The 25551-nt window shown below is 33.9% G+C and carries 13 protein-coding genes; all 13 read left to right on the forward strand.

Annotated features, from left to right (window positions below):
* Positions 1-135 precede the first annotated feature (135 nt).
* The 13 genes from ACUN3A_RS17565 to ACUN3A_RS17625 all read left to right on the forward strand — a co-directional run bounded on the left by ACUN3A_RS17565 (position 136) and on the right by ACUN3A_RS17625 (position 25508).
* Entirely contained in the window at positions 136-774 is a 639-nt protein-coding gene (locus ACUN3A_RS17565) for a rhomboid family intramembrane serine protease (protein WP_445552584.1), read from the forward strand.
* 22 nt (positions 775-796) lie between these two features.
* Positions 797-1489, forward strand: coding sequence for an SIMPL domain-containing protein (locus ACUN3A_RS17570; protein ID WP_445552585.1), 693 nt, complete (start codon positions 797-799; stop codon positions 1487-1489).
* Positions 1490-1744: 255 nt separating this feature from the next.
* Positions 1745-5881 carry a hybrid sensor histidine kinase/response regulator transcription factor gene (locus tag ACUN3A_RS17575; protein WP_445552586.1) on the forward strand — a complete coding sequence of 1379 codons (4137 nt, stop codon included), beginning with the start codon at positions 1745-1747 and terminating at the stop codon, positions 5879-5881.
* A 482-nt stretch (positions 5882-6363) separates the two neighbouring features.
* Complete coding sequence (locus ACUN3A_RS17580; RefSeq protein ID WP_445552587.1) at positions 6364-9390, forward strand: SusC/RagA family TonB-linked outer membrane protein; 3027 nt, start codon at positions 6364-6366, stop codon at positions 9388-9390.
* 44 nt (positions 9391-9434) lie between these two features.
* The gene (locus ACUN3A_RS17585) at positions 9435-11069 is read left to right on the forward strand and encodes a RagB/SusD family nutrient uptake outer membrane protein (protein ID WP_445552588.1); all 1635 of its coding nucleotides are present in this window, start codon (positions 9435-9437) and stop codon (positions 11067-11069) included.
* A gap of 126 nt (positions 11070-11195) precedes the next feature.
* Complete coding sequence (locus ACUN3A_RS17590; RefSeq protein ID WP_445552589.1) at positions 11196-12299, forward strand: endo-1,4-beta-xylanase; 1104 nt, start codon at positions 11196-11198, stop codon at positions 12297-12299.
* A gap of 81 nt (positions 12300-12380) precedes the next feature.
* On the forward strand, positions 12381-14645 hold the full coding sequence (locus ACUN3A_RS17595) for a glycoside hydrolase family 3 N-terminal domain-containing protein (protein ID WP_445552590.1): 2265 nt from the start codon (positions 12381-12383) through the stop codon (positions 14643-14645).
* 181 nt (positions 14646-14826) lie between these two features.
* Positions 14827-15717 (forward strand): PKD domain-containing protein, encoded by an 891-nt coding sequence (locus ACUN3A_RS17600; RefSeq protein WP_445552591.1) that lies wholly within the window; start codon positions 14827-14829, stop codon positions 15715-15717.
* A 195-nt stretch (positions 15718-15912) separates the two neighbouring features.
* Complete coding sequence (locus ACUN3A_RS17605) at positions 15913-17328, forward strand: hypothetical protein (protein WP_445552592.1); 1416 nt, start codon at positions 15913-15915, stop codon at positions 17326-17328.
* A 5-nt stretch (positions 17329-17333) separates the two neighbouring features.
* A complete protein-coding gene (gene bglX, locus ACUN3A_RS17610) occupies positions 17334-19583 on the forward strand; it encodes a beta-glucosidase BglX (RefSeq protein ID WP_445552593.1) in 2250 nt (749 codons plus the stop codon).
* 10 nt (positions 19584-19593) lie between these two features.
* Positions 19594-21399, forward strand: coding sequence for a glycoside hydrolase family 2 protein (locus tag ACUN3A_RS17615; protein ID WP_445552594.1), 1806 nt, complete (start codon positions 19594-19596; stop codon positions 21397-21399).
* Between the two features lie 178 nt (positions 21400-21577).
* Positions 21578-24007: a glycoside hydrolase family 3 N-terminal domain-containing protein gene (locus ACUN3A_RS17620; protein ID WP_445552595.1), complete on the forward strand. Its 2430-nt coding sequence runs from the start codon at positions 21578-21580 to the stop codon at positions 24005-24007.
* Between the two features lie 277 nt (positions 24008-24284).
* The gene (locus ACUN3A_RS17625; RefSeq protein ID WP_445552596.1) at positions 24285-25508 is read left to right on the forward strand and encodes a T9SS type A sorting domain-containing protein; all 1224 of its coding nucleotides are present in this window, start codon (positions 24285-24287) and stop codon (positions 25506-25508) included.
* Positions 25509-25551: the final 43 nt, after the last annotated feature.

Raw genomic sequence — 25551 nt, forward strand, 5'->3', positions numbered from 1 at the left:
ATGTATAAAGCATAAATTGATGTTAAATAGTTCTTTTAAAAATGCAAATTGATATTAATTCATAAAAAAATATTGTTATTTGTCAATCTAAATTATAGTTAGCTTTACAGTAAAATTTTAAAAACAATCCATTTTATGAATGCTATTTTAATAGTCATTATTGTTGCCAATGTATTTATTAGTTATAAAGGATTTAATGATCTTTCTTTTTTTAGAAAGTATGAGTTTCACGTAGGAAGTATAGGGGCTGGAGAACAAATCCGAATGCTTTCGTCTGGATTTTTGCATGCCGATATGGGGCATTTATTATTTAATATGTTGACACTTTATTTTTTTGCACCAGTAGTTCTTGGCTTTTTAGGTGATTTTTCATTTATTCTGGTCTATTTTGGCAGTTTGCTATTTGGCAGTTTATTGACTTTATCATTTCATAAAAATGAATATGGTTATAGAGCAGTAGGGGCATCAGGAGCAGTTACGGGAGTTTTATACTCAGCTATTTTATTACAGCCAAATATGATGTTAGGTTTGTATTTTGTAATTCCTATTCCAGCCTATTTATTTGGTATTTTATATTTATTATATTCTATCTATGGAATGAGAGCCAAAAATGATAACATTGGTCATACGGCTCATTTTGGAGGGGCAATAGGAGGATATTTGATTACACTTTTAAGAAATCCAGAATTAATACAAGAACATACCTTAATGACCGTTTTATTAGCAATTCCAATTGTAATTTTATTTGGAATGGCAAAAATGGGTAAACTATAATAATAATTTAATTTAAAAAAGTATGAAAAAATCAATTGCATTCTTAGTTTGTTTTTTTACAATGGCAATTTATTGTCAAGAAGTGAAGCTAGTTCCTCAAATTAATGTTTCTGGAGAAGGGAAAATAAAAGTAGTCCCAGATCAGGTTACAATATCTGCAACAGTTGAAACCAAAGGGACTAATGCTAAAGATGTCAAAAAACAAAATGACCAGCAAATGGAGGCTGTTATAAAATTAATTAAAACTATGAATTTACCTCCTGCAGATTACAAAACAAAAAGAGTTTCTTTGAATCCTCAGTATGATTATGAGAAAAAGAAACACAGTTATAATGCAACACAAACCATTGAGATTCTTTTGAAAGATTTATCAAAATATGATGAATTGATGGAAGGATTGGTTGATCAGGGAATTAATAGAATTGATAATGTGACTTTTCAATCTTCAAAATTGGCCCAATATCAATCTGATGCCCGAAAATTAGCTATGAAAGATGCTAAAACGAAAGCTGAGGACTATGTATCTGTTTTAGGGCAAAAAGTTGGCTTAGCAACGGTTATTACAGATAATTCACAAAACTATTATCCACAGCCTGTTTATGGTGGAATCAGAACGATGGCTATGAAAGCTGAAAGTGATACGACAAGAGAAACAATGGCAGTTGGAGAAATTGAAATTACTGTTAATGTAAGTGTTAGCTTTAAATTGGAATAAGCTTCTTGTTTTTTATATTTTCAAATCCCATCTCTATTATTAAAGGAGATGGGATTTTTTTGTGTACTTTTCGTCCTAGAACCATGCAGTTTTTGTACAAAAAGTACAAATACACCCCTTAAAAAGGAAAAATATAGGCTTTCGTTTTTTTGCATTAGATTTACATTGCAATCTGTTTTATTTATTTTTTCTAAAGATTAATTAAAAAAAATATCTTCGTCAAATAATTATTGAGTCCCATAATTAATTCAATTTATGCAAAATATCAAAAACTATATTTTAAGCTTTATATTCTTTTTTTCAATCCCTTTTGGTTCCTCTGCTCAAGATCATGATTTATATTTTGATCATATTAATTATGATGTGAGTTTTTCGCAAAGTATGATTTCTAGTATTCATCAAACTAAAAAGGGATTTATTTGGATAGGAACTGCAAATGGTTTGATTAGTTATGATGGTTATGATTTTTTGAGATATGTTTATAATAAAGACATATTAAATACTATTAGCAACAATCACATTAATGTTGTTTTAGAAGATAACGAAAAAGAACTTTGGATTGGTACCAACAATGGTTTGAATCTGTTTAATAAAAAAGAAAATACTTTTTTAAGAATTGATATCCGTAAAGTTAAAGGTGGCAGGAATTATATTTCCTCAATAATTCAAGATAATCAAAATAGGATATGGGTTGGGACTTTTGGAGGCATCAAACTGCTAAACAAAAAAAAGTATGTATTAGAAGAAATTTCTAGTGACTTGAATTCTCCATTTAGAAAAAGCAGGGTCCTTTCTTTATTTTATGACAGCAAATATGGTGTATTAGTAGGTACGTCTAAAGGACTGGAATGTTTTGATCCTCAAAATGGCTCGAAGAAAAATTTGCCTAAAATTTTTAGTGATAATACTTCTTTAGTAAAATCGAAGATTTGGAAAGTCATTAAAGAAAAAAATGGCGATTTATGGTTTGCTACGGAAACAAATGGTGTGTTTCATTATTCTGTGACTAAAAATTCTATAACCAATTATTTGCATGGTTTTGATAATAAAAAGGCGTTGTCTTCCAATTGGGTTAATGATGTTGTTGCGGTAGATGACAACACAATTTGGTTTGCTACTAAAAGTGGTTTATGTGTTTTTAAGAAAGATAAAAATGAATTTACGAATTTTAAACATAATCCGTTAACGAGTTACAGTCTTTCTGATGATGATGTAAAATGTTTTCTAAAAGATCGTCGTGGCGATATCTGGGTAGGTACAAATGGTGGAGGTGTCAACATTTTTCAAAAAACCAATACCAATTTCAATACTATCAGAGAAGTTACTAAACCAAATTTTGGATTAAACAACGCATTAATAAATGCTATTGCAAAAGAAGCTGATGGCTCTTTATGGGTTGGTACTAATGGAGGCGGATTGAATCATCTGGATTTCAAAAACCACACGAATTCATCGTATTTAATAGATTATTTTGATTTTGAAAAGACTGTTAATGTGATTACTTCTTTAGTGAATCATAATGAAAACCTGTATTGTGGCACATTTAATGGATTGTTTAAGTTTAATAAAAAAAGTAAAAAGTTTACGACTATTCCATTATCACAAAAGGATTCAAAAGAAGGAGAAAGACCTATAACTTCGCTATTAATGGATAATGGAGATTTATGGGTAGGAACAAATGGAAATGGTCTGAAAAAAGTAATGCCAGACGGAACCGTTGAAAGTTATATGGCAGATGGGACTTCAAATTCAATCAGTGATAATTTTATTACAGATATTGCAAATAGAAATAATGGTCTATGGATAGCCACGCAGTACGGCTTGAATTTTTTTGACAAAAGATTGAAAAAAGTCACAAAAGTATTCAAAACTGGAGGAAAGAACGGATTGCCAAACAATAGTCTGACGGTGATGTATACCGATTCAAAAAATAGATTTTGGATTGGTGCAGAAAGTGGCGGAATCAATTTATTTGATGAAAAATCGGGACGTTTTTTCGAAATTAATAAAGCAATGGGGTTTACTGATGAAACCATAAAAAGCATTTCAGAAGATTCTCAAGGGAATATTTGGGTCAGCGATAATAATTTATTGTATAAGATCAAAACAAAACATTTTAAATCGGTTCCAAGTATTTCAGATTTTGAGATTACCTATTACTCTTCAAAGGATGGTTTGAAAGTAAAACAATTTTCGAATAACAGCAGTTTAAAATTGAATAACAATGAATTGGTGTTTGGATCTTCAAACGGGCTGATCATTTTTAATCCTTCAAAATTAATAAAAACTAATAGTAACGCAGAAATAGTATTGACGAAGCTTATCGTTAATAATGAGGAAATCAGACCTGGAAATAAAGAAATTCCATTAGATAATTATATAAGCGAAACTTCAGAAATCACTTTAGGTTATAATCAAGGATATATAGGACTTGAATTTAGTGCCATGAACTATGTCAATCCTGAGAAAAATGAATATGCCTATAAATTAGAAAGCTCTTTAAATAAAGACAATTGGCATACTATAGGCTCCCAACATTATATTAATTTAACAAATTTAAATTCAGGAACTTACTTTTTGAAAATAAAGACTTCTGATGCCAGCGGTAAATGGAATCCTTCGATTAAAACCTTAAAAATTATAATGTTGCCTCCCTGGTGGAAAACATGGTGGGCTTATATATTATATTTTGGTTTATTGTTGGCAGGTTCTGTTTCATTATTTCGCTTTTTTAGAAATCGAGAATTGTTAGAGCAAGCCTTTTATTTAGAGCAATTAGAGAAAGAAAGACAAGAGGAATTGTACAAAATGAAACTGGACTTTTTTACCAATGTTTCTCATGAAATTAGAACTCCTTTGACACTTATAAGCGGTCCTGTTGAAGAACTTTTAAATGGAGCCGAAAAGGATTCTAATCTGGAAAATAAATTAAAAACGATAAAAAGTAATTCAGATCGATTATTAAAATTGGTCAATGAATTAATGGATTTTAGAAAAGCAGAAAAGGGAAGTATGAAAATCTATTGTGAAGAACAGGATATTGTTTCTTTTTGCTTTGATGTTTATGAATCTTTCCGAGGATTTGCTGTAGAGAAAAATATTGATTATAAATTCGTTCTCAATATAAATTCAGTATTGGTTTATTTTGATAAAAATCAAATGGAAAAAGTAATTTACAATCTACTTTCCAATGCTTTTAAATTTACCAGTAAAAATGGCAGAATAACCTTGTCCGTTGGGCAAAAAGGAGATGATCCGGACTTGATAGAAATCAAAGTTAAGGATAATGGGATTGGAATACCTGAAAACAGAAAAAAGAAAATTTTCAAAAACTTTTTCCAATTAGATGATCGCGGTAGTACCAATATGGGTAGTGGTATCGGTCTGGCTTTAAGTAAGAGCATCGTAGAACTTCATCATGGAGACATAAAAGTACAGACAGAAGCCGATGCTAATTTTGCAACGATTTTTACAATTACATTAAGAAAAGGCAAAGATCATTTTAAAAAATCGCAAATCGTTGAAAATGCTATTGCCACAACTGAGCTTGCATGTCCTATTTCTGATAGTAAAACAACATTTGAGATCCATGAAGCTAATTATTTGGAAGAATCAAATGATAATACAAAAAAAACCATTCTTATTATTGATGATAATGAAGAGGTTTTGTCTTTCATCTTTGATATTTTATGTACAGAATACAGGGTTCTAAGATTTACTAATGGACAAGACGCTCTTGATTATATGGATAAAGAAATTCCAGATCTTATTGTAAGTGATGTTATGATGCCAGAAATGGACGGTTTTGAATTGTGTAAGATTTTGAAAACCAGTTTGAACACAAATCATATTCCTGTTATTTTATTAACTGCAAAATCTTCAACATTAAATAGAATAGAAGGGCTTTCTACCGGTGCAGACTCTTATATTTCAAAGCCTTTTAGTATTGAGGAATTGAAATTGACAATACTGAATTTATTGTCTTCAAAAGAAATAATGCGCCAAAAATATAGTGAAAGGTTCATTACAGATGCGGAGCAGGAAAATGTAAATACTCCTGAAGGCTTATTTGTAAAAAAATTAACTCATATAATTGAATCAAATATTGACAATCCAGATTTTGATGTAAATGATTTGGTCAAAGAAATTGGGATGAGCAGAACTGTGCTTTATAAAAAAGTGCAAACGCTTACGGATCATTCTGTAGCAGGGTTTATTAAGAATATGCGATTAAAAAAGGCTGCAAGTCTGTTAATGAATTCCAATTATTCGATATCTGAAATAACCTATATGGTTGGTTTCAACGATAGAAAGCATTTTAGCAAAGAGTTTAAAAAGTTCTATAATCTTTCACCAACAATTTATAAAAGCTCGCAGCTTACAAAAGAATAAGTTACTACTGTTTAAATAAGCAATTTTTGATTTTATTATAAAGACTACTATATAGCTTTCGGGTTTATAGTAGTTTTTTATTGTCTAAAAACAACCTGAAAGTATTTATAAAAAATTAAATTTTTAAGTTGTTTTCTGCAAAAATGTAAAAGAAAAAAATGTATTTTTTGAACCAATTTACTTTCTAATACAATCTCAAAAAGGATTGTTTTTTGTTTTCAGATTATCATAAGCAAATGCAGAAAAATAAATAATAATCAAATAAGAAATAAAATATTATGCATTGAATAATTTTTAAGTTTTTTTTTACGAATACCGTTTTTAAAGGGTTAAAAAGGGGATATTCTCCAAATAAAGACGTTAGTGCCCCTAAAAACGAATATATTGCTCCCCTTATACCGTCATTTATTGGTCAATTTTGCGATATAAATCAGTTGCTGGTTTATGAAACTAACCAAAAAATAATATTAAATTTTTTAACAATGAAAAACAACAAACATGTAAACATGCTTTTTCTCGGAGGAAACTTTTTGAGGTTGAGCTTGATTTTATTTATGTGCTTCTTATTTAACAGTATGAATGCGCAGCAAAAGACCATTTCAGGAAAAGTATTTGATAATACCAAAATACCTTTGCCAGGAGTAAATGTAGTTATCAAAGGAGGAAAAAGTACCCAAACTGATTTTGATGGTAGTTTTACTATTGAAGCTAATCCAAATACAATAATTCTTTTTAGATATATCGGTATGGATGACGTATCAATTACCGTTGGAAATAGAACTAATTTAAACGTAACATTAAATCCCAGTTCACAATCTTTAGATCAAGTAATAGTTGTAGGATATGGAACAAAGAAAAAAAGTGATATAATAAGTTCTGTGGCTTCAGTGAAAACTACAGACATGCTAAAAGTAGCCACATCTGATGTTGGTGAAATGCTTAGAGGAAAAGCGGCAGGTGTTCAGGTTACTTTGGCAGATGGAGGACCAGGAAGTTCATCTTCTATACAAATTAGAGGGAAAAAATCGATTAATGGTAGCAATGATCCTATCGTAATAGCCGATGGTGTTGTGATAGGGAATATCAATGATATTAATGCAAATGATATTGCTTCTTTAGAAATTTTAAAAGATGCTGCTGCGCAATCGATATATGGAGCAAGAGCATCAAATGGTGTGATTTTAATTACTACTAAAAGAGGAAAAACTGGAAAAGTAAAGGTTTCCTATAATGGTTATTCTGGTATTGAAACTGTGAATAGAAATTTTGATATTTATAATGGTGAAGAATTTGCTCAATTAAAAAGAGAGGCTTTTAGAACGGCTAATGGAGGTGTTTATGGACCTGACACTTCAGTGTTTACATCCCAAGAGTTAGAATCTGTTCAATCTGGAAAATATATTGATTGGGACAAATATATGTTGACTACTGGTGTTACCAATAATCACAGTATAAGTCTTTCTTCGGGTACGGATCAAACTAGTGTTTTTACCAGCCTTAACTATATTAATACTAAAGGGGTAATACCAAATTCCGATTTTAATAAAGTGGCAATGAGAATTAATGTCGATCAAAAAGTTCGTGACTGGTTGAAAGTAGGAATGAATGCTTCACTTCAATATTCTGAATCAAACAGGCCAAATGTTGGTAATGTTTTGAATAATGCGATTACTACCTCACCACTTGGTAAAATTTATAATGACGATGGTACTTTCCGCCAATATCCTGGAGGAGTACAAGAAACTCCAAATCCGCTGATTGATTTGTATGAAACAAATACAAACGAAGTAAACCGAAATGACATGATGAATGTTTTTCTGGATATTAATCTTCTAAAAGGTTTTACATATAAATTAAACGCAAGCCGTAGATCCTATAATATCAAAGGAATGGGTTATAATTCTACAAAATCTCTTTCCGGTCTGGCAAATTCTGGACAAGGAAGCGGAAATATATATTTCAGAGACAATGTAGAATATCAGCTGAGTAATATCTTCAATTATAATTTTAAAGTAGCGGAAAAACATCATTTTGGAACTACGGCTGTTTACGAAATTACATCATCGGAATACAATGAATTTAAAAATACTGCTGCCAAAATACCAAATGATGATCTTGGAATTTATGGTCTAGCAAGTGCCTATTCGAATACGCCTACAATTGCAGGAAATGAAAAATCGTTGGTTTCGTTTGCTGGTAGATTTGAATACGACTATGCCAATAAATATTATTTTACTGCTTCAGGAAGAGCCGATGGTTCTTCGGTATTTGGAGAAAATAATAAATGGGGTTATTTCCCAGCGGTAAGTGCGGCATGGAATGTTTATAAAGAAGATTTTATAATAGATCATGCTCCAGTAATCAGCAATTTAAAATTAAGAGCAAGTTATGGTAAAGTAGGTAATCAGCCTTCAGGTCCTTATCAAAGTATGGCTATATCTGATGAAATGGATTATTATGTAGACAGTAAAAAAGAAATTGGATATGCTCCAGGAGTTCAATTGTCTAATCCAGATTTAAAATGGGAAACTTCAACACAATTGAATCTTGCAGTAGATTTTGGCTTTTTCCAAAATAGATTAAGCGGTACAGTTGAGGCTTATAATACAGATACTTCTGACTTGTTGATTATGGAAAAACTTGATCCAAGCTCAGGATACGAGAAAAAACTGTCGAACATTGGTAAGGTGAATAATAAAGGTCTTGAAGTGACTTTGAATTCTGAACTAATTAAAAAGAAAGATTTTAGTCTGAATCTAGGTTTGTCTTTCACAAAAAACAAGAATGAGATCGTGAGCATTTATGGCAAGGATACAAATGGAGATGGAAAAGAAGATGATGATGTTGCAAATTCATGGTTTATAGGTAAGCCAATAGATGTTTATTATCAGTATAAAGCCAATGGATTATATCAGGAAGGAGAAAACATTCCCGTAGATGCAGGAACTCCAGCACTTCAGCCTGGTGACATCAGGCTAATTGATAATGATCCTAATAACGGTCCTAAACCAGATCCTAACGTAGACAAATTTATAACTTCAAAATTGCCTGACTGGTATGGGACAGTATCATTAAGTATGAAATACAAACGTTTTGATTTCTCTGCTGATGTTTATACCGTTCAAGGTGTTGTTAAAAATAATCTTTATTTATATGATTATGTAGCAGGAGGTTCTTTGCGTGGGGTTAAAAATGGTTTGAAAGTAGACTATTGGACACCAGAAAATCCAGGTGGAAATTGGCCAAGACCGAGAGTTGGTAATGATCCGGCAAACATATCTGCTTTAGGTTTGCAAGATGCCTCTTATATAAGACTACAAAATATATCTGCAGGTTTCACTTTTCCGCAAGATGTAATTCAATCAATAGGAATGACGAATATGAGACTTTATTTGACAGGAAGTAATTTAGTTACCATTACAGATTTTCAGTCATACAGTCCTGAAAAATCAGTAGGTGATTATCCTGAGCCAGTAACTTTTGTCATCGGATTACAAGTTGGGTTTTAATGGAGGGGTTTAACGCATATAATAAATTAATAAATAACAAGATTATGAAAAATATAAAATTTTTATTTGTTTTGGCACTTCTGCTTTCTCTAGGGCTCACTTCGTGTGAACAATTCCTGGAGGAAGATGTAAAGGACCAAATTGCAACAGAATATATATACAGTTCTCCAGCCGGACTAGAAGGCGGAGTTAATGCACTTTATAACCAGATGAGACATTATAATCTGCCATCAGGTGATAATAATGATCTGTGGGGTAATGTGTTCTTTTTGGCAGCAACAGATTTAGGACTTCATAGAACATGGAATACGCCTTATGGATCTACTCATAATCCTACTTCTTTCACACCGTCAAAATGGAATCAAGCATACAAAATAATTGATAGATGTTCTGCGATTATTACCGCTGCAAGAACAATCCCAATGGATGACGCTACCAAGAAATCTGTGTTATCACAGGCCAGGGTAATTAGAGGAGAATTGTATTTGGATTTAAAACAAATGTATGGAGGTATATTAATTGATACCATAGCAACTACTCCAGAAAATATTAATGATCCAGTAGAATACAAAGCGGCCAGCGATGCCGATGTTTATAAACTAATTAATGGGGATCTTGATTACGCAATAGCTAATCTTCCTGCTAAACCAGAGCTAGGACGTTACAGTCAGGCCGTTGCAAGACATATACGCGGAAAAAGCGCACTATGGCAGAAAGACTATGCTGGTGCTGCTACTCAATTTGATGCAATTATAAATGACGGCATACATGCTTTAGTGCCATTAGCTGAGGTATGGGGACAAAATGCCAATCACGCTGAATCGCTTTTTACTTACCAAAAGGACCAATTAACGGGAGGTAATACTTCTCAAGAAAATCTATCTGATCCAAATAATAAATATAGAGCAGATAATCAAACAGGCGGTGGAAATTCTTGGCTGGGAAGTGTTTTTACTAATAGAACTTATGAGTTGGATAGCAAAGAACTTATTCAGGAGGTTGCTTACGGAGGTCAGTCATTAGGGTGGTTTTATCCGAATGATTATTTATATAAACTTTATGACCAAACCAATGATTTAAGGTTTAAAACCTATTACTATTCAGATAATTATTTAGACTATAAAATTAATGTGCCAGGTAATCCTAATTTTGGAAAGTCTATTAGTAATCCGAAAATTAAATATCCAGACGGTAATTACAGAGCATGGCACTGGAGTTTGAAAAAATATCATGATACAGAGAAATTACCTAATAGTTCAGATAGTTGGAAAGACTATATGTACTACAGATTGGCCGAAACTTATTTATTGGCATCTGAGGCTTATCATAATCTAGGCAATGATGGAAAAGCACTTGAATATCTTAACAAAGTAAGAAGAAGAGGTTATACAGGAGATCCCGCAAACACTGCTACTACCTTTGATCTTAAAGCTTGGACTTTGAATGACTATTTAGACGAGTCGGCAAGAGAATTGGCTTTTGAAAATAACAGATGGTTCCTATTGAAAAGATTAGGACTTCTAGTTGAAAGACAAAATTTATATTTCCGTTCAAGTCCTACAGGTACTGTATCTGGAGAAATACATTTAGACATGAAACCGTATATGGTAAATATGCCAGTTCCTCAATCCCAAATAGATAAAATGGGAAATCCTCCAGGATTTAATGTTGGTTACTAATTATATTTCATAGTAAAAAAACAAGTTAAAAATAAAAAAGCATTCTCAGACTGCTTTCATATTAACAATGAATCTGGAAATTAAAATGTTTTTTTTATTTCCAGATCCTTAAAAAAAAATCACACGATGATAAATAAACAAATTATTTTGGGTGGAATAGTGCTCTTATTCACGATGGTATTTGCTTCTTGTACCAATGATGAAAAAGTAGTTTTTATTAATGGAGATGAGGCTGGAGTGAATGACCCTACTAATCAAAGTCAAGCTTTGAAGGATAAAGCGAAGTTCAATATTGGTGCAGCTGTTAAAGTTTCTTATTTGCAAGGAGATGCCGATTATAAAAAAGCTGTATTGGCTAACTACAATCAGATCACTCCAGAATTTGAAATGAAAATGGCAACTATTTGGACTTCTCCAACTGTTTATAGCTGGACTGGAGCTGATTACCTTGCTACTTTTGCCAAAGATAACAACATACAGTTGCATGGACATACTTTAATTTGGTATAACTCATTTCCAGATTGGTTTAAAAATCAAAAAAATGATTCTATCGCATTTGAAGCTAAAGTGAAAATCTATATTACTGATGTAGTTGGACGTTATAAAGGCAAAGTGAGAAGCTGGGATGTAGTCAATGAGGTTTTTGCAGATGGTGGTGCTTTACGTGACGAAGCAGTTATAAAGCCTGTTTTTAAAGATCCTATTGGTTTTTATGGCAGATGTTTTAAATATGCAAAAGAAGCAGATCCTGATGCTAAATTGTTTTATAACGATTATAGTGTGGTCATTGATGCAGGCAAAAGAGCTGCTATAAAAGCAATGGTTGCAAAATTCAAAGCTAAAGGATATCCAATCGATGGTCTGGGAGATCAATTTCATTATGGAAATGACACCAACAAAGAGACTATGAAAACCGGTTTAACAGATCTGGCAAGCACTGGATTATTAATTCATATTTCAGAGTTGGATGTTAAGGTAAATGTCAATAAATCGGATACTTATGTTTTTAATGATGCTGAAGCAAAAAAACAATCAGATACCTATAAAAGTATCGTAACGATGTATGAAGAATTACCTCAAGCCCAAAAATTTGGTATTACAACCTGGGGCGTGACAGACAAATATACATGGCTAACAAGTGCATGGCATTCAAAAGAATATCCATTGTTATTAGACGTTGATTTCCAGAAGAAACAAGCCTATCTAGGTTTTTTAGCAGGTTTAAAATAGAGTATAGTATATAGAGAATAGATGAAAGACTACAATGAAAGTTTTTTTACTTTCGGCTATTCTCTAAAAAAAATATTTCAAATGAAAAAAACAATCACGCTTCTGTTTTTATTTTTTCTCACTTATTCAATAGGTTGGGGGCAAAATAGTTCAAATAGAAATGAATCAATTGACAAAAGAGTATCAGAACTGCTGGCTAAGATGACTATTGAGGAAAAAATTGGGCAGATGACCCAAATTACTCTTGGCACCTTTGAAGAAAAAGGAAAGCCAGGTCTTAGTACAACAAAGTTAAGTGAGGGACTCGAGAAATATCATATTGGTTCGGTATTAAATACGCCCTATCCATATGCGCCAACGGTAAAGGGATGGCAGGATATTATGACTGCTATTAGTGCAGTTAACAATAAAACCAGACTAAAAATACCTGTTTTATATGGTATTGATGCCATACATGGAGCGAGTTATACGCAGGGGGCTACTTTATTCCCACAGCAAATTGGAATGGCAGCCACATTTAATCCTGGAATAGTAAAAAAAGGCGCTGAAATTTCGGCTTACGAAACAAAAGCATCTTCTATCTCATGGGTGTTTTCACCAGACTTAGATTTACCAAGAAATCCGGCTTGGTCCAGAATATGGGAATCTTTTGGAGAAGATACCTATTTATCATCCAAAATGGGTGAAGCAATGGTTTTGGGTTTTGAAGGAGGTGATATTGGATCTAAATATCATGTTGCATCGTGCATGAAACATTTTATCGGTTATGGAAGCACCACAACTGGTAAAGACAGAACTCCAAGCATTATTCCAGAACGAGTTCTAAGACAATTTGACCTGCCTATTTATGATGCTGCAATCAAGGCTGGCGCAAAAAGTGTTATGATAAGTTCTGGTGAGATAAATGGAACTCCTGTTCATGCCAATAAATACCTAATTACTGACGTCTTGAAAAAAGAGTTAGGATTTCAAGGTGTTGTTGTAACTGATTGGAAAGATATCATCTACCTCCATACCCGTCATAAAGTGGCTGAAACCAACAGAGATGCTGTTCGTATTGCAGTAATGGCTGGTATTGATATGAGTATGGTGCCAGAGAATTATTCTTTCTGTACTGACTTATTAGACTTGGTAAACAAAGGTGAAGTACCAATGTCAAGAATTGATGATGCTGTTAGCCGAATCTTGAAAATGAAAATGGAACTGAATTTATTTGAAGGCACAGTGGCCGATTCTAAGCAGTATCCAAAATTTGGTTCTCCTGAGTTTATTAATGAAGCCTACAACGCTGCGGCTGAATCTATCACTTTATTGAAGAACAAAAGTTCTATTTTGCCTTTAAATAAAAATGAAAAAATACTGGTTACAGGTCCTACTGCCAATAGTATGATTTCGTTAAATGGAGGTTGGACATATACCTGGCAGGGAGAAAAAACAGACGAAATTGCTGCTGATAAATTCACGATTCTGGAAGCATTACAAAAGAAAGCGGGAGCAGCAAATATTCTCTATACCAAAGGTGCCGATTTAATACTTGAAAGTGATCAAGAAATTGATAAAGCGATTGCTTTGGCAAAAGACGCTTCGAAAATTGTCCTTTGCTTAGGTGAAAAGAATTATACGGAAACCCCTGGAGATATTAGTAGTTTGTATATAAGTGCTCCACAAATAAAGCTGGCAATGGCATTATCTAAGTTAAATAAGCCTATTATTTTGGTTTTAAATGAAGGTAGACCTCGGTTAATTAGTGATTTTGAGGATAAAATGGATGCCATTGTTCAGTGTTATTTGCCGGGAAATGAAGGAGGAAGAGCTTTAGCTGATATTCTTTACGGCGATGTAAATCCAAGCGGAAGACTCCCTTATAATTACCCGAGATATCCAAATTCATTAGAAAAATACAACCGAAAATATACTGAAAGTTTGGGTGACGAAGAGCAGAATAATGATGCAAAGTACCAGAGAAGTTACCAACCGCAGTTTGAGTTTGGTACTGGATTATCGTACACCACTTTTGCTTATTCAAATCTTCAAATTGACAAAACAGAAATCGATGTTACTGATGAGATTACCGTGAGTGTTGCTATTACAAATACTGGAAAACTTACAGGAAAAGAAACAGTTTTGCTTTATCTGAGTGATCTATATGCCAGTATCACACCCGAGGTAAAAGCTTTGAAACGTTTTGAGAAAATAGAATTAGGACCTAATGAAACCAGAATAGTTCACTTTAAATTGAACCAAAAAGATTTACAATTTGTCAATAATGACTTAAAATGGGTTTCGGAAAAGGGAACTTTTAAAATTCAAATCGGAAACTTGTCACAACAGTTTTTATTGAAATAAACTGTAAAAGTCAAAAAGAATAAATTGTTTTAAAATACAGATTTTTGACTTTTTTTAAATCTGGAATGATAAAAAGTACATTTTAACCCCTAAAGAAAAATTATTAGAACCCTTTAAAGATTAAAAATACACAACATTTGTGATGTACTATTAACTAATTAATAACAAAAAAATTGAAATCATGAACATACATATATTTAAGTTAAAATATTTCATTTTAGCACTTTCTTTAAGTTTGCTTTCCTGTCAAGAGGATGTCCGTGAGGTTACTCTATACACTAAAGGGCAAATATTGGAGGCAACTTCCACCAAATTGGATATTAAATATGGTGAAACTGTAACCTACAACGAATCAGCAACAAAAGTACGAGCTGTAAAATGGACATTTGAGGGTGGAAGTCCAGGTACATCGCTCGAGCCAAATGTGGTCGTTAAGTATGCCGTAGGAGGTACTTATACGGCAACTTTGGAAGTAACGCACACCGATAATGTTGTAGAAAAAAGAACATTTATTGTTCAGGTTGAAAAAGCTCCTCCAGTTCCACCTACTCCGCCAATTGATGGATTGAAGATTTATGCAGATAATGATAATTTCACAGATAAACCAGTAGCAGTAAATTTGACTTGGGTTATCGGAACGAATTTTGTTGCTACAAAATTTCCAAATGGTGGTTTTGAAGGCGGCTATTCAAGTTTGACATTACCTAATCCTGTGGTAAATACTTATGCACATGCGTATTTGTCATTCACGGCGACTCAAGATATTACGGCATATGCATATTATAACTTGGCAATTAGAACTACCAGTAATGCTAAAATGAGAATCAGGATGAACGACAGCAGCGGTGCACAAGGTTATGTTTTATTAGATGGCACTAATCCTTATGGATTAATAAGAGACGGTGATTGGCACATGGTTAAGATTCCGATAGCGGATATTAAAAAGCAAAATCCTGCATTGAAATTTAATCTAATCAAGGATATATTAGTATTAAGAACTATTGATGGAGACGATGTTGCGAAATTAAACAATTGCACATGGGATATTGATAATGTGTATTTGTCGAGATAAATTTCAATCCTATACCAATTATTTGAATTATAAAAAATCCAATTTTTAGCTCCTTCTCATTAGGAGGGGCTGAAATATGGATAAAACAAGTAGACTATTTTATGTTTTAAAATGGTGTGAAATCCCTATGTTTTTTTTATTCCAAATATTTCCTTTTTCAAGCATTGTAATACTATAATATTTAAAATTAATTTAATGAAACGTTTCATTCATATATTGTTCTGTTTTTTTATAAGCCTAGTCTCTCTATGCGCACAGCCGAGCGTTGCGTATCAAAAAGTTGAAGCCAGACAAAATGCATTAGATCCAAAATGGGTTGTTTATGAGGCACAAACAGTAGATAAACTAGTTGGATTTAAGATTCCTCAGACACAAGCGCCGATTTCTATTTATGGTGGTTGGAAAACCTGGCAAAAAGAGGCTACCGGTTTTTTTAGAACCCAAAAAATTGACAACAGATGGTGGATTATTGATCCTGAAGGGTATCCATTTATTTCCAAAGGAGTTGCTGTTTTCAATCCTGGTCGGTCTGTAAATCAGCAAAAAGTTTTTGATAAAAAATATGGAACTAAGGAAAATTGGCTGAAACAAGAAACACAAATGCTACGCAGTAATGGATTCAATGGAGTGGGTGCGTGGTCTAATGTAGATGTATTGAAAGAGTCAGAAAATCCGTTGGTGTATACTATAATTATTTCTCCTATGGAGATGTATCATTCTGATCACATTAAAAAATACGGAGGAAAATATAAAGAAGCCAGTTGGCAGAATTACCGCTTTGATTTGGTAATGGTTTTTGACAAAGAATTTGATGTTTATGTTGAAAAAGCAGTAAAATCGATTGTTAAATATAAAGATGATAAATATTTGCTAGGCTATTTTACAGATAATGAATTGCCTTGGTATAACAATGCTTTAGACAAACATTTAACACTTTTAGCCAAAGATGAACAAGGTTACATCGCTGCAAAAGAATGGTTGGATCAAAGAAAAGGTTTTAATGCATCAATTACAGATGTAACACAGGAAGACCGTATGGCTTTTACTGCTTTTTATTTTGAAACCTATATGAAGAAAGTAACTACAGCACTTCGAAAAGCCGATCCGAATCACATGTATTTGGGATGCCGTTTTAATCAGGATAAAGAGCAAGAATTAACTAATCCCGAAATTTTTAAAGTTGCTGGAAAATACATGGATATTGTTTCGATAAACCACTATCGAAAATGGGAACCGAGCCAGGATTTAATGAACAATTGGGGAGAGTGGTCAGGAAAACCATTTTTGATTACCGAATGGTACACCAAAGGAGAAGATTCAGGATTGCCCAATAATACGGGGGCAGGGTGGTTGGTCCGCACGCAACAGGAGAGAGGGCTTTTTTATCAAAATTTCACTTTAGAACTGCTTAAAAATAAAAATTCCGTTGGTTGGCATTGGTTTAAATATATGGATAATGACCCAGAGGATTTGAGTACTGATTATTCCAACAGAGATTCCAATAAAGGTATCGTCAACAATAAGTTTGAACCCTATTTGCCATTATTGAAAGAAATGAAAATTATTAATGATAATGCGTTGAACCTGATTCAATATTTTGACAAAAGATAATAAGCATGAAATATCCCCATTTCTCATTATTCTGCTTCCTACTATTAGCATGTTTTCAGATTACAGCTAGCAGTGCCCAGGAAAAAGAGATAGAAAATAAAATAGAAAATGTGTTATCCAAGATGACACTAAAGGAAAAGATCGGCCAGATGAATCAAATCAATGGTCGCAATCCTACTGATAATTTATATCAGCAAATTCGGTCTGGAGAAGTCGGTTCCATGTTGAATATTGGAAGCCCAGAATTAGCAAATCAATTACAAAAAATTGCAAAGAAAGAATCCAGATTGGGAATTCCATTGGTAATTGCAAGAGATGTAATTCATGGTTTTAAAACCATGTTCCCGATTCCATTAGGGCAAGCTGCGTCATTCAATCCCGAAATTGTAGAAATTGGTGCTCGAATAGCAGCAAAAGAAGCGTCTGAAAAAGGAATACGTTGGACTTTTGCTCCTATGATGGATATTTCAAGAGATGCACGTTGGGGAAGAATTGCAGAGAGTTTTGGCGAGGATACTTACTTGTCGGGAGTGATGTCTATGGCTATGGTTAAAGGTTTTCAGGGAACTGATTTATCAAATCCTTCTTCTATTGCTGCTTGTGCCAAACATTTTATAGCTTATGGTGCTACAGAAGGCGGACGTGATTATAATTCGACTAATGTTACCCAAAGACAATTAAGAAACATTTATCTGCCTCCTTTTGAAAAATCCATAAGAGAAGCTAATTGCGCGACTGTAATGACCTCATTCAATGCTAATGATGGAATACCTGCCAGTGGAAATGAGTTTCTTTTGAGAAATGTACTGCGAAAAGAATGGGGCTTTGATGGCGTAGTCGTTTCAGATTGGGGAGCGATAAAGGAAATGGTACAAATGGGATTCTGCGAAGACAATAAAGAAGCAGCAATGAAAGGCGTTAATGCTGGTGTTGATATCGAAATGACTTCTGGAACCTATCTTCAAAACATTGAAGCTTTACTTGCTGAAGGAAAAATTCAGATGAAAACTATTGACGATGCTGTTCGAAATATCCTGCGGTTAAAATTCAAATTGGGTTTATTCGATAATCCATACACCAATCTTACTTCTAAATCTTCCATTTATTCGCAAGAACACCTGGATGCTGCCAAACAAGCAGCCGAGGAATCGTTTGTTTTGTTAAAGAATAAAAACAATATATTACCTTTAAACAATAAAGTAAAAACAGTAGCAATCATTGGCCCAATGGCAGATGCGCCTCACGACCAAATGGGAACCTGGACTTTTGATGGTGAAAAGGTGATGACACAAACGCCTTTGCAGGCTTTGAAAAAAAAATATGGCAAAGACGTAAATTTTATTTACGAGCAGGGACTTGCTTTTAGCAGAGATACTATTAAAAGTAATTTTTCTAAAGCTATAGAAGCCGCAAAACAAGCGGATGTAGTGCTGGTTTTTGTTGGTGAAGAAGCTATTTTATCAGGTGAAGCTCATTGTTTAGCAGATATAAATTTAAAAGGTGCACAATCCGAATTAATTGAAGAACTAAGCAAAACTGGAAAACCGTTAGTTACTTTGGTAATGGCAGGAAGACCTTTAACGATTGCTAAAGAAGTAGAGTCATCGGATGCAGTGTTGTATTTGTGGCATCCAGGAACGATGGGAGGTCCAGCTGTAGCAGATATTTTATTTGGAAAAGCTGTTCCAAGCGGTAAACTGCCTGTGACTTTTCCAAAATATGTTGGTCAAATACCAGTGTATTATAATCATGACAGAGTGGGAAGACCAGCTGATAAAACGGAAACGTTGCTAAATAATATTCCTCTTGAAGCTAAACAATCTTCTTTGGGAACTTCTTCTTATTATCTGGATGCAGGTTTTGATAATTTGTTTGATTTTGGATATGGATTATCTTATAGTACTTTTGAATACAAAAATTTAGTATTATCTTCAGATTCATTGTCGCAATCGGATGTTTTGACGGTAACTGTAGATTTAAAAAATACTGGAAATTTTCAGGCAACAGAAGTCGTACAATTTTACACAGCAGATTTGTCAGGTTCTACAGCTCGTCCAATAAAAGAACTCAAGGATTTTAAGCGGATCAATCTCAAACCTGGCGAATCGAAAAAAGTGGAGTTTAAATTACCAATAGCAAAACTAGCTTTTTGGGATATAAACAACAATAAAGTAGTGGAGCCAGGCAAGTTCACACTTATGGTTGGTGGAAACAGTTATGAATTATTGCAAAAAGGTTTTACAATTTTACAATAAAGATTTATATATGAAAAAAATTATCAGTTTATGTTTTTCTCTTTTTACCGTTGGAATGACACTAGCGCAGGAAGTTCCTTTACTTTCCAATATTTTTTCACGAAATAACATCAACTTGAACGGAAAATGGAATTATGTCATAGATCCTTTGGAGAATGGCTATTACGATTACCGACTTAAGCCTTATAAAACAACTGGTTTTTTTGAAAACAAAAAAGCAACAAACCCATCAGATTTAGTAGAATACAATCTGGACACTTCACCCATAATGGATATTCCATCAGATTGGAATACTAAAGATAGAAGCCTGTTTTTTTACGAAGGTACTATATGGTTCAAAAAAGATTTCGTTTATAAAAAAACAGCAACAACAAAAGGCATTCTTTATTTTGGAGCCGTTAATTACGATGCAAAAGTATATGTAAACGGCAAGTTTGTTGGCGATCACGTAGGAGGATATACGCCTTTTAATTTTGATGTCACCAATGTTTTAGTCGACGGAAATAATTTTGTTGTGGTAAAAGTCGATAACAAACGCCTAAAAGATAATGTTCCTACAGTCAATATGGATTGGTGGAATTACGGAGGAATAACGCGAGATGTGGTGCTTTCTCAAGTCCCAAATACGTATGTCGAAGATTACCTTGTTCAATTAGACAAAATGAAGGTAGGTGTTATTTCCGGATGGGTAAAATTAAATACCGCTGTTGCAAATGAGCCACTGACCATCTCAATCGGAGAACTAAAAATAAAGAAACATATTGTTACAGATGCCAATGGTATGGCTTATTTTGAACTAAAAGCAAAGCCTGTTTTGTGGACTCCAGAATCTCCAAAATTATATAATGTAACCGTAAGTAAAGCAGATGAGAATATTACAGATGCCATTGGTTTTAGAACCATAAAAACTAAGGAGAAAGAAATCTTGCTGAACGGAAAAAAAGTTTTTTTAAGAGGAATCAGTATTCACGAAGAAGCTCCTTTCCGTCAAGGAAGAGCTTGGACTCTTGAAGATGCAAAAACACTGCTTACTTGGGCAAAAGAATTAGGATGCAACTATGTTCGTCTGGCTCATTATCCTCACAATGAAACGATGGTGCGCGAGGCAGAAAAAATGGGACTTATGGTTTGGTCTGAAGTTCCGGTTTATTGGACTATTTCATGGACAAATCCTGATACTTACAAGAATGCAGAACGTCAATTGCATGATATGATTTATAGAGATAAGAATCGTTGTGGTGTAATTATTTGGTCTATTGCCAATGAAACGCCTCACGGAGAAGATCGAGATGTATTTTTGGGCAAGCTGGCTAAGTTTGCACGTCAGCAAGACAATACCCGATTGATTAGCATGGCAATGGAAGTTACTAAAAACCCAAATTATGTTAATACAATAACCGATAACATGAATGAATTTGTAGACGTTATCAGTTTCAACGAATACTTGGGTTGGTACAGTGGAACCAATGAATCGTGCAAATTGACGAAATGGGTGATTCCTTATGATAAACCAGTTATTATAAGTGAATTTGGTGGCGAGGCTTTGCAGGGACTACATGGCGATAAAGCCCAACGCTGGACAGAGGAATATCAAGAGGAACTCTACATACAAAACACACAAATGTTTGATAGAATAGATGGATTAGCAGGTGTTTCGCCTTGGATATTGGTAGACTTTAGATCACCTCGGCGACAGTTGCCAGGTATTCAGGATTTCTTTAACAGGAAAGGCGTAATCTCCAGTTCTGGAACAAAGAAAAAAGCTTTTTTTATCATGAAAGATTGGTATGAAAAGAAAAAAGAAGAATACAAATAGAATTTTTTTTTACGACAGGACATTCCTAAGTAATAAAAACTATAAAATGTCGTGTTTTTAAATTTTACAAAATCACTTAATGTTTTGATTTTAAATACATTTTGTCAGTATTAAGCCTTTTGACTTTAGGACTTTAAAACTTTCGACTTACTTAGTTTATTCAATTAATAAAAATATAATGAAAAAAAATAGTATATACTTTGCATTGGTAATCGTCTTTGTAAGCCAATGTTCTTATGCTCAGCAGAAACAAAATATCTATAAAAAAGGCTGGATTGACTTCAATAAAAACGGAATCATGGATGTCTTTGAAAATCCAAAAGAACCTGTAGAAAAAAGGGTAGAGAATCTACTGTCGCAAATGAACACGGATGAAAAAACCTGTCAAATGGCAACTTTGTACGGATATAAACGAGTTTTAAAAGATTCGTTACCAACACCAAATTGGAAAAATGAAGTTTGGAAAGATGGAATTGCCAATATAGATGAACAGTTGAATGGTGTTGGACTTAAGTCAAGCAATGAAAAAAATGCTTTCGTAATAAAAAATTACATTTATCCTTTCAGCAACCATGCCGAAGCGATAAATAAAACGCAACGTTGGTTTATTGAAGAGACACGATTAGGTATACCTGTAGATTTTACCAATGAAGGTATTCATGGATTAAACCACACCAAAGCAACACCTCTTCCTGCCCCAATAGGAATTGGTTCTACATGGAATAAAGAGTTGGTATTGAAAGCGGGACAAATTGCAGGTCGTGAAGCAAAAGCTCTGGGTTATACTAATGTTTATGCACCAATTTTAGATTTGGCCAGAGATCCAAGATGGGGTCGTGTTCTAGAAACTTATGGTGAAGATCCTTTTCTAATAGCAGCTTTAGGAACACAAATGGTAAAAGGAATTCAAAGTCAGGGTGTAGCTTCGACTTTAAAACATTATGCCGTTTACAGTGTGCCAAAAGGAGGTCGTGACGGAAACGCTCGTACCGATCCACATGTCAACCCGCGTGAATTACATGAATTATATCTTTATCCTTTCAAAAAAGTGATCCGCGATGCACAACCTATGGGGGTGATGAGCAGTTACAATGATTGGAATGGTGAACCAATAACTGCGAGCCATTACTTTTTGACAGAGTTATTGCGTTGGGAATTTGGGTTTAAAGGTTATGTGGTGAGCGATAGTGAAGCAGTTGAATTTATCCACACCAAACACCAAGTAGCACCCACTTATGAAGATGCCGTACGACAGGCTGTCGAAGCGGGTTTGAATGTAAGAACGCATTTTACACCTCCAACAGATTATATTTTGCCTTTGCGAAATTTAATTAAAGAAGGTAAATTATCAATGAAAACAATAGATGAGAGAGTAGCCGAAGTATTAAGGGTGAAATTCAGACTCGGACTTTTTGATACGCCATATGTGGAAGATACCAAAGCAGCTGATAAGATTGTCGGTGCTGATAAAAATGCAGATTTTGTATTGGATATTCAAAAACAATCTTTGGTTTTACTTAAAAATGAAGGGAACTTACTTCCATTAGATAAAACTAAAATTAAAAAAGTACTGGTTACTGGACCACTAGCCACCGAAACGAATTATATGGTAAGTCGCTACGGTCCTCAAGAGCTTAAAAACACTACAGTTCTTGATGGGATTAAGGAATATCTTGGTAAAGACGTTGCAGTTAGCTATGCAAAAGGTTGTGATGCAGCCGATGCTAATTTCCCCGAAAGTGAACTTATTAATTTTCCATTAACGACAACGGAGCAAAATGATATTGATACGGCGGTACGTTTGGCTAAAGAAAATGATGTGATTATTGTTGCTCTTGGAGAAGATGAAAAACTTACTGGCGAAAGCAAGTCAAGAACTTCGTTGGCTTTGCCAGGGCGTCAGCAGCAATTATTGGAAGCTTTGTACGCAACAGGAAAACCAATAGTTTTGGTATTAATCAACGGACAGCCGCTTACTATTAATTGGGCAAATAAATTTATACCTTCAATTTTGGAGTCTTGGTTTCCGAGTCAATTAGGAGGCAGGGCAATTGCAGAAACACTTTTTGGAGATTACAACCCAGGAGGAAAACTATCGGTGACTTTTCCAAAAACCACAGGACAGATTGAGCTTAATTTCCCTTTTAAATTAGGGTCTCATAATACCCAAGGAAAAGAAGGCCCTAACGGTTTTGGAAATACGCTAGTAAATGGCGCACTATATCCTTTTGGTTATGGATTGAGTTATACCACTTTTAGTTATTCAGATTTAAAAGTAACACCCACTAAATTGAATTCTCAAGCAGAAATTAATGTTTCAGTGAATGTTACCAATACCGGAAAACGTGCAGGCGATGAAATTGTGCAATTGTACATTAGTGACAAGAACGCTAGCGTAGTTACGTATGATTCGGTGTTAAGAGGATTCGAAAGAGTGCCTCTACAAGCTGGAGAAATCAAAACAGTTCATTTCACTCTAAAACCTGAAGACCTAATGTTACTAGATAAAAACATGAAATGGACAGTGGAGCCTGGAGATTTTGAAATCAAAATAGGAGCGTCATCTGAAGATATTAAATTAAAAGAAACGATCACTGTTTTACCTTAAAACCTAAAAATGACTCAAAAATAATCCTTATCTGAGTAAGAAATGGACTGATTTTATCTCCCTAATTTTTAGATATTTTCTTCGTACATGAGTAAAAAAACAAAAGCCAAATAGAAATATTTGGCTTTTTTGTTTTTAGGCTACATCTTTTTAATAATCAAGGACGTAAAGCACATTCACCACCCTAAAGAGGTACTATTTTACCCCTTTTCAGTAGTCGTATTTTGCAATATTTGTAATGAAATTAATCTATTAATTATTAAACAAAAAAAATAAAATGAAGAAAAATTTACTTAATCAAAGAATTTTACCAAGCCTTGGCTTGATGTTATTGTGTTCTAACTTAAGTTTTGGACAACAAACTATTGGAGAGTTTCCTGTTATGGATGGTGGTTTTGAAACCCAAACCATATCGTCTATGGGCAAAAATATTGCCGATCCAGTGGAGTGGACTATAAGTACCAATACTGCTCCTACAAAGAGTATTATTACGAATGCTGCTAGCGCGCGTTCGGGAAGTAAATACGCTTCCTTTTCTAACGGAACAACTGGAAGCGCAAGATTACAGACTCCTATTGCTAGTACCCTTGCTACTGGTACAAAATATACAGTTCAGTATTATTTTAAAGCAGGTACGTCTCCTTTAGCATATTTAACCGGGGCTATTTATAGTAATGGCAATAGTACCAATGCACCAATTATTACCAAACCCACAATTGGATTATTTGTAGTTGATACTTGGATAAAAGCATATGCAACATTTACAAGCAATGTTACAGCAGGGACGGGGACAGCAGTATTTGCATCTCCAAGAATAAATGGTACTACTAATACAACTGATATTATAAATATTGACGATTTCGTTGTTTATGCAGGTGATATAGACGAAACTGCTCCGAATGCACCATCTGCAGTCACGGTAAACGGTTTGGATGTAAGTTGGACAGCCGCTGCAGGAGGAGTTGATGGAGGAGGCTACGTGGTAGTCCGTTATGCTTCACAACCTGCATCAGATAATAATCCTAATCAAAATGGTATATATAAAGTGGGTAACATTTTTACTTCGGGTACCAATCTTTTGCCAGGAACTATTGTTTATATTGGTAATGGAGCCACTACTTCTATTACTGATGGCGTTGTAGGGTCTAATTCTGGCCAAGATTTCTATAAAGTGTATGCCGTAGATAAGGCATTCAATTATTCTCCGTCAGGAACAGTAACCGCATTGGGAACTAATCAATGGAGTTTGAATAACCAAATTAGCATTTATCCTAATCCTGTAAAAAATAGTCAAATTACTATTTCTTTACCAGCTTCTATTTCTGGAAAAGTTGCTGTAAGGATTTATAATATCGGTGGACAGTTAGTTTATAAAACTGACGTGGTTGATGCGGTTAATTCAATTGAAGTTCTACCTAATCGATCACTTACAGCTGGAGTTTATGTTGTAAAAGTTGAAAATAATGGAAATACAAGTATTCAAAAAATTACAGTAAAATAAATAATTAAATCAGATTTTTTTATAATAAATAAATCCCTTTTAC

Source organism: Flavobacterium sp. WC2509 (assembly GCF_052683105.1).